2 protein-coding genes and 1 pseudogene are annotated in these 2,442 nt (G+C 44.9%); all 3 read right to left on the bottom strand.

The annotated features are described in order from the left end of the window. Positions 1–874 (bottom strand): carbohydrate kinase family protein (locus tag SPADD19_RS01030; RefSeq protein WP_061454979.1); only part of this gene is annotated, 874 nt, incomplete at its 3' end. Positions 875–957: 83 nt separating this feature from the next. Beyond that, positions 958–1,710, bottom strand: coding sequence for an SDR family oxidoreductase (locus SPADD19_RS01025; RefSeq protein WP_061454978.1), 753 nt, complete (start codon positions 1,708–1,710; stop codon positions 958–960). Positions 1,711–1,714: 4 nt separating this feature from the next. Then, positions 1,715–2,442 (bottom strand): annotated as a pseudogene (locus SPADD19_RS01020) (energy-coupling factor transporter transmembrane component T family protein); the annotation flags it as partial.

Below are 2,442 nucleotides of genomic sequence, written 5' to 3'. Positions count from 1 at the left end.
CTTCTTGCTGCTCTTTTGTCAGATGAACGCCCTTACTTGCAACAATCTGGCTAGAGACTTTGTTAGCAAATCTTAAGGCTTGCGTCATATCTAAACCTTCTAAACGAGCGGATATAAAGGCTCCCACATGGCTATCTCCAGCACCTACTGTGTCGACGACTTCTGTTGGAAAACCGTCTGCCTCATACCAGTTGCCATCATAGGCAACCGCTCCTTTTTCACCCAAGGTGACAATGACTAATTGTCCTGTTCTCTGATACAAGTGTTCGATGGCTGGCTGGATATCTCTACACCCTGAAAAAGCCAGTGCTTCAGCCTCATTAACATGGAGAATTGGATGCAGATCATAAATTGCTTCCAGTCGATCCTTTGGAATCAAGAGTCCGCGTGGACCTGGTGCAAAAATCACCTGACCTTCTAGTTGCGAAACAGACTGGACCAATGCAAGACCGGTTGGCTCCTCAACTTCAAGGCCACATAAGTAGATGTAATCAAACCGATCTGTCTCGAGCTCTTTTAGCCACTCTGCTTGGAAGCTATACTCCACTCCGTGGTCCGATAAGAAGGTCCGCTCACCATCAGACTCTACAAAGCAGTAACAGCAACCATTGGCCCCTTCTAATGAGATGCTAGAGGAAATCCCTAATTGTTTCAGCTCTCTCCGAATAAAATCACCATACATCCCAGAACCGACTGGCGAGACAAACTGGTAGGGTTGCGACAAAAAATGAAGGATATTAACGACATTAAAGGCACAACCTCCCACAGACCATTGCTGGTGATCAATATGGGCATCTCCTTCACGACTTGGCAAACGATCCAAGTAAATCATCACATCACAAACTGTAGAACCAATAATTAACGCAGCTGTCATCTTTTTCTCCTTACTTTGCCTTCTATTATACCAGAGGAAAGATAAAAAACAACCAACCCCTTGCGGAGTGGTTGCTGCTCTTTTTAATCACGATAAACGGGTTGAGGGCCAAAGGTTTGGGAAACCGGCATGATTTCAATCCGATTGACATTGACATGCTTGGGCTGTTGGATCAACCAAGCTACGGTGTCGGCAATGTCTTCAGGCTGAATGGCATGGGCATCTTGATAGAGGGCTTCTACCCGTTTTTCGTCTCCTTTAAAGCGAACAGAAGAGAACTCTGTCCCTTCGCAAAGACCGGGTTCAATATTGCTGACACGAATCTTCTTGCCAGCTAGATCCGCCCGAAGATTGAGGGAGAATTGCTTGACAAAAGCCTTGGATGCCCCGTAAACATTGGCCCCTGGATAAGGCACAGTTCCTGCTGTAGAGCCCAAATTGATAATATAGCCATCATTTCGTTCCACCATCTGAGGCAAGATTTTCCTTGTCAGATAGGTCAAGCCGACAATATTGGTCTGAATCATGGTCAGCCAGTCTGCGACCTCTGCTTCATAAGCTGGGGCGAGGCCTAGAGCCAAGCCAGCATTATTAACCAAAACATCCACTCTCTCCCAAGCTTTTGGCAAACTGGCAAGTGCATGATCTACCTGAGAAAGATCCGTCACATCCATTTGCAGGGGATAAAAGGCTTCTCCCAGCTCTTCTTGGAGAGCCTGTAATTTTTCAATGCGTCTAGCTGATCCGATCACACGGTATCCATCTGCTACTAAGCGACGGCAAATCGCTTGACCAAAGCCAGCTGAAGCTCCTGTTACTAAAATCGTTTCTGACATGTCATTACCTCCATGGATTGTAAAAACGTCCCTGATTGACAAAGATCAGGACAATACTCAAAACCAGAACAGCCAAGGCTGATAGAATCATCCCATAATCTTTCATTTCCATGGCTTGATGAGAATACCAGGTCCGCTTTTTATTTTTACCAAAGCGACGTAATTCCATGGCCGTAGAAATACTATCAATTCGTTCAAGGGAGCTAAAGATTAAGGGAGAGATGATTTGTAAATTACCTTTGATCCGCTGGATCAGCTTGGCCTTTTTGGACAATTCCACCCCTTTAGCTCCTGAGACAATTTAATCGTTTGATATTCTTCTTGTACGTCAGGAATGTAACGCAGAGTCAAGCTGACAGAATAGGCAATCTTGTAGGATATGCCAATTTGGTTGAGGCTTGAAGCAAACTGACTAGGATGGGTCGTCATCAAAAAAATCAAGGCTAGAGGTATGGTACAGACATACTTAAGAGCTAGATTAAAAAGATAAAAGAGTTCCTGCGAGGTGATACTATAGGAACCCCACCCCTTCATCAGTACCGTTTTTGCCCCATAGATCTCTACACCATACTGAGGGGCAAAGAGATAGACCATGACAACATTTAACAGTGCAAAAACAAGAGCAAATCCAAGTACAAAAGAGATATCCCGAAAACGAATGCGGGCAGTAGAGAACAAAGCCAGAGCACCCAGACCAATTCCTAAAAGGAGCCGAGTATCATAACTCAACAT

The sequence above is a fragment of the Streptococcus parasanguinis genome, assembly GCF_001578955.1.
Taxonomy (GTDB): Bacteria; Bacillota; Bacilli; order Lactobacillales; family Streptococcaceae; genus Streptococcus; species Streptococcus parasanguinis_U.
This window is presented reverse-complemented; position numbering and strand designations above follow the sequence as displayed.